This window comes from Microvirga sp. P4_A5 (genome assembly GCF_056402495.1).
This window is the reverse complement of sequence record NZ_JBFUHH010000161.1, coordinates 1-5,189: the sequence shown is the minus strand read 5'-3', so window position 1 is coordinate 5,189 and position 5,189 is coordinate 1. Positions and strand designations below refer to the sequence as shown.

Sequence of the window (5,189 nt, the reverse complement as noted above, 5' to 3'; positions counted from 1 at the left end):
GATCATGGGCTGCCGAGAAATAGATTTGCAGGATGCGAGCATAGCTGATCTTGCGCGGATCGTAGGTAATCTGCACGGCTTCCGCATGTCCTGTCCGGCCGGTGCCAATCTGTTCGTAATGCGCCGTCGCCTTTTCGCCACCGGCATAGCCTGAAACGGCGTTGCTGACGCCTTCAACATGCTGGAACACGCCCTGAACGCCCCAGAAACAGCCGCCGGCAAGAACTGCCACCGAGGATGTCGACGAGGCCGAAGTCTCATCCATTGATGCGGCCGGGATCGCCCGCGGTGCGCTCTCGGCCGACGATGGCGAAGCTTGCAACCCCAAGCCGACCAGACCGACAAGCGCAAGAGCAGCGACAGCATGCCACCCGTTGCCCCCGCTCGCTGACGTGCTGTTGGTGACGAGATTTCGCATAACCAGTCTCCGTTCGATCGAAATAAAGGGGAAGCCGGGCGTCGCTATGACTCAGACCGCCGCTGGGATGAATGTCATCGACACTCCGTTTATGCAGTACCGCAGGCCTGTAGGCCGCGGTCCATCATCGAAAACGTGGCCCTGGTGGCCGCCGCAACGGTTGCAATGCACGCTCGTTCTCGTCATGCCAAAGGTTTCGTCAGACTCCGCACCAATCGCCTTGTCCAATGGAGCCCAGAAGCTTGGCCAACCGGTGCCGCTGTCAAACTTCGTGGTGGACGAAAAAAGCGGCAATTCGCAACCGGCGCATGCGTAATCGCCACGTCGCTTCTCGCTAAGAAGCGGGCTCGTAAAGGGACGCTCTGTCCCACTCTGGCGAAGAACGGCGTATTGATCAGACTTTAGCAGACGGCGCCACTCGGCATCGGTCTTCTTGATCGCAAAAGTTTCCTCCGATYGCACGTTACCCGCTTGCGAGGAAAAGGCTGCCAAGATGACAAGGCCGGTGCCGTTCAGCAAGATTGCCCGTCTTGTTCTCATCGCGCCATCCTCCTGAGGCTAAGATCCTTGATCATTGAGGCAGGCTAAGCTGCGGCCCGTTGTGGCGCTACGGGAATATCGCTTGTGCGCGGCAATGTGATGTGAAGCTCTTAGTGCGATCGGGACGGCGATTGAGGAGCGCTCCCGGCATCCAGGAATAGCCCGCAATCAGCGCTTTCGGCTTGTCGGGATCGGTCGCATTTCCATGTCGGGGAAATTGTTGTCCCACCGGGCTGCACCGGTATTTAAGTTGATTTCAATCGTGAACCGCCGCGGTGCTGTTTCCTCTGCGCCGCCGCATCGGCCGCCGTGCAACTCCCTAACCATGACAGAAACGGTCTCTCCGTCCCGGCGATTTTGCTCCAGAGTCGAACACCTAAGGTCGGCGGCGGACAGAAGGCGATGATCCACGATGATCCTTCGAGCCCTCTCTAGGACTTTCGAACCATCAGACTGAGGGCTGCTCTCCGCAACCGGCGCCAGGCAGTCACTTGAGCGGCCAAGGGCATCTCTCACAGCGCGCCCATTCGGCAAGGCTGCTAGCCATGCCTTCGTCAGCTCGCAGCGCCTCGGCGATGCTGTCGAGAAATAGCGATACCAGCAGTACTGATACTCGTTGGTGGACGACGCTCCGACATTGAGGCCTTTCGCCATCCGTTCGTCGATGTTGCGAGACCAGCGGGGCATCCCCTTTGCACAGTCAGAAAGCGACATCGGAGAAAACAGCTCCTCGTAGCTTTCGACGAAAAGGATCTCCTTCTGTCGGGCTTCGGAAAGGAGCCGAAACTCCTGGATCTCGCGATCGCCAGCTCCAGCTCCTGAAGCAGGTAGCATTGCGAGCAGGGCGATGATTGGGACGGTCYTCATGATACTGCCCCGATCTTGTTCAGTCCCACCCCAGCCCCTCCCCGTTCACGGCGATGAAGAACTCACCGCCTCCTCCGACGCATAACGAACCGCGACTAAGCTCAACCGGAATACTAGAGGTCCGCCACCAAGTCTTCCACCCTTCCCTCTCCCGATCCGACAAGGCGGCACCACACAGGCGAGAACGGTAGGGCCAGGAGACGCGCTGGCGGATCTCATCAGGCGGAAACTGCGGTGCACCAGATGTGGTGAGGAGCCGTAGCCGTTTTGATCTCCTTGTCGACCGCAAATCATTTCTGGACTAGATAGGATGGATATGCCAAAAAATAGTCCACCTCAACTTTTGAGTCCCCCTCCTTTGTTATGAAAAATGGTCGGCTAAATGGACTTGATCGACAGATTATCTGAAAATGTAGTCCACCTTGCGAGACTTGGCCTGTCTGGACGATCGCAGGACGTTCAGGCATATGTCCGCCAGTCTATCCGCAAGCTTCGTCAACAGGACCCGACACTGGCAGGACAGTTGTCCGAACTGCTTGCGCTGGCGCCGACGTCGCTTTCGCCGTTGCGCGATCTCGGTGGGGCGATCGTCCCGGTGGACGCCGACTCGCGTCTCGCTTTAGCAAAGAGCGAGTTCCCAGTTGTACTTCCAAGCGAGCCTATACTCAGTGCTGACCTCAAAGCGCGCATCGAACAGGTAGCGGCCGAACGACTACATCTGTCTGCTTTGGAAAAACAGGGCCTTGGTCCAACGAGATCACTTCTCTTTGTGGGGCCACCAGGCGTCGGCAAGACAATGAGTGCCAGATGGCTAGCTTCTCTGCTTAAGCGCCCCTTGATCACGCTCGACCTTGCCACTGTCATGAGCAGCTTTCTGGGCAAGACGGGCTCCAACATACGCTCGGTCCTGGAGTACGCCAAAAGCGTGGAATCCGTGCTTTTGCTTGACGAGTTCGATTCGATCGCCAAGCGTCGAGACGACGAAGGGGATGTGGGAGAATTGAAGCGACTCGTGACAGTCCTCCTTCAAGAGGTAGACGACTGGCCATCCACGAGCCTGCTGATCGCTGCGACCAATCACGGGGAGCTTCTCGACCCTGCCGTATGGCGACGCTTTGACGATGTGCTGGAGTTCCTCCCGCCGACGGCGAGCGAGCGCGCCGAGGCGCTATACAATCTGTTTGGCAATGACGCCGAGCCTTTATCGGGCTGGATGACGCTCCTTGTAAACCTGTGGGAGGGTCAGTCCTTCAGCGAACTGACACGCACTGTGCAGTGGGTGAGACGGCGGGCTACGATTTCGGGAACTGGCGTTCTTGAGGTGCTGGTGGACCGCATGGGACATGAGTTGCGAAGCGGAAGCTCGCACGACCGCAAGCGAGCCGCCCGGCTGCTCGCCGAGGGCGGCTACAGTGATCGCAGAATCAGTGAAATCGTCGGGATATCTCGTGACACAATCCGAAAAGGGCGGTCACACGACGCATCGGTTGGCGACAAACAGGGGGGCGGAAAATGGCTAGTCCACGATATTTGATCGGGCAGGGTGAAAAGCTTTCCGAGGAGATCGCTAGGCCACCGCGGGGCATGGGCGACAAGGCGCACCCCTACTCGTTCGCTGAAGCGAGACAGCGACTTGAACCACAATGGAAGGTTGCCGCCAGCGAGATATACGAACTCCCAGACTTGGCCTGCCCGGGCGGTGACGCTGTGCTTGAGATAACGCTTCATCCCAGTTATCTCGCGAAATCTTACTATCCGGCGCACCTGATTCAGGCGCTCGGGCTTCGCCACCTGGGTAGTCGTGCGACCCATATCGTTCCCGAGAAGGTTGTCGCCTCCCGTGCGGAGGAAAGCGGCAAGGCACAACCGGCGCCGGTACTCTATCTGGCAGGGGCGGCGGATGTCCTAGTTGAGTTTGGTAGCACCACCGCGAACTGGAGGCCGTCCCAAGAAGTTGTGCAGGATGCGTTCAGGCGGATTGAGAGCGTAGCAACTCCCGGCCGAAGCCGTCTCAAAACCTTATCGAAGCGCTTTCGTGACCGCCGCGAGATCCCACTGGAGGTCGTGCTCCACAATCCGGATGAAAGCGGCACCAGCGAGGTCATTGGAAGCTTTGCTCTGTTTATGCGATCGCTCGACATTTACTGTGATCTCGATCGCCGGCGACAAGCGGGGGGGCTTGCGTTTCTGCCGATTCTAGCTCCACGGGAGCGTCTCGACGACGTCCTGAAATTCTCTTTTCTGCGGGCTCTGAGGGAGGCTCCCCGCATTGTCCCTTTTGACCCACTCGTCCGCTCAATCGGCCATGCTTTTCCGGTGGCTATTGGGAGCGAAGAGGCGATCGCTCCCGATCTCTCCGTTGCGATTTTCGATGGCGGCCTTCCGGACAATCACGGTCTCGACAAATGGGTAACGCTTCACGACGCCCCAGGCGTCGGAGCACCCGTTCCAGCCGGTCAGAATCACGGGCTGGCAGTGACTTCAGCCTTCCTCTTTGGCCCTCTCGTCCACGGTGAGCCCCCTCCGCGCCCTTATGCGAACGTTGATCATTGGCGCGTCTACGGCCAAGGTGATGGTGCCAGTGATTTCGAGGCGTTCGACATTCTTGATCGGATCGAGGATGTGTTGACGTCGCGGCGTTATGATTTCATCAACATCAGTCTTGGTCCCGATTGCCCGATTGACGATGACGATGTGAACTTATGGACCTCATCGCTAGATCAATTGCTTGCCTCCGGCGAGACCGTCGCGACTGTGGCATGCGGAAACAACGGGGAATGCGACTCCGCCACTGGCCTAAATCGGGTGCAGCCTCCCTCCGATGGGGTGAACATGCTGGCTGTGGGCGCCAGCGACAGTTTTGGAAATGGCTGGAAACGTGCCTCCTACAGCGCTTGCGGTCCTGGTCGAAGCCCCGGATATGTGAAGCCGGACTTCGTCAGCTTCGGCGGTTCTCATAGCGCTCCATTTCTTGCCCTTAGTGCAGTCGCTCCTCATGCGGCGAATGGGACAATGGGGACGAGCTTTGCCGCTCCTTTGGCCATGCGCTCCGGCGCAGGCGTGCGCGCCCAGTTTGCCGAACCGTTGTGGGCACCGGCCATCAAAGCGCTACTCGTCCACCATGCGAATGGACAAGAGAACTCCCGGGCAGAGAGTGGCTGGGGGTTGGTCTCCCACGGGCTCGGCGACCTTGTGCTCTGCGACGACTACGAAGCGCACATAGTCTATCAGCGGCAAATGCCGACAACGGGAGCGGTTAGGCTCTACCTTCCCGTGCCAGACGGGCTCACAGGCAATGTTGAGATCAAGGCGACCTTCTGCTTCTACTGCGAGGTCGATCCTGAGGACGCGATCAACTATACGC

Annotated in this window: 5 protein-coding genes; 2 read left to right on the top strand and 3 right to left on the bottom strand. The window is 58.7% G+C overall.

Annotation, left to right across the window (positions count from 1 at the left end; translation table 11 throughout):
* The 3 genes from AC1DVM_RS22410 to AC1DVM_RS22400 all read right to left on the bottom strand — a co-directional run.
* Positions 1-265: peptide-methionine (S)-S-oxide reductase (locus AC1DVM_RS22410; protein WP_477258227.1), on the bottom strand; the 265-nt coding region annotated here is incomplete at its 3' end.
* A gap of 204 nt (positions 266-469) precedes the next feature.
* Positions 470-958, bottom strand: coding sequence for a peptide-methionine (R)-S-oxide reductase MsrB (msrB, locus tag AC1DVM_RS22405; protein WP_477258225.1), 489 nt, complete (start codon positions 956-958; stop codon positions 470-472).
* A 168-nt stretch (positions 959-1,126) separates the two neighbouring features.
* Entirely contained in the window at positions 1,127-1,825 is a 699-nt protein-coding gene (locus AC1DVM_RS22400; RefSeq protein WP_477258223.1) for a hypothetical protein, read from the bottom strand.
* 382 nt (positions 1,826-2,207) lie between these two features.
* On the opposite strand from AC1DVM_RS22400, the gene AC1DVM_RS22395 reads away from it, so the two are divergent.
* Positions 2,208-3,359, top strand: coding sequence for an AAA family ATPase (locus AC1DVM_RS22395; protein ID WP_477258221.1), 1,152 nt, complete (start codon positions 2,208-2,210; stop codon positions 3,357-3,359).
* 50 nt (positions 3,360-3,409) lie between these two features.
* Positions 3,410-5,189: S8 family peptidase (locus tag AC1DVM_RS22390; RefSeq protein ID WP_477258219.1), on the top strand; the 1,780-nt coding region annotated here is incomplete at its 3' end.

What these genes read in the sequence shown, in the direction of transcription:
- AC1DVM_RS22395 (WP_477258221.1), top strand. Translation starts at nt 2,208, where the DNA reads ATGGACTTGATCGACAGATTATCTGAAAATGTAGTCCACCTTGCGAGA.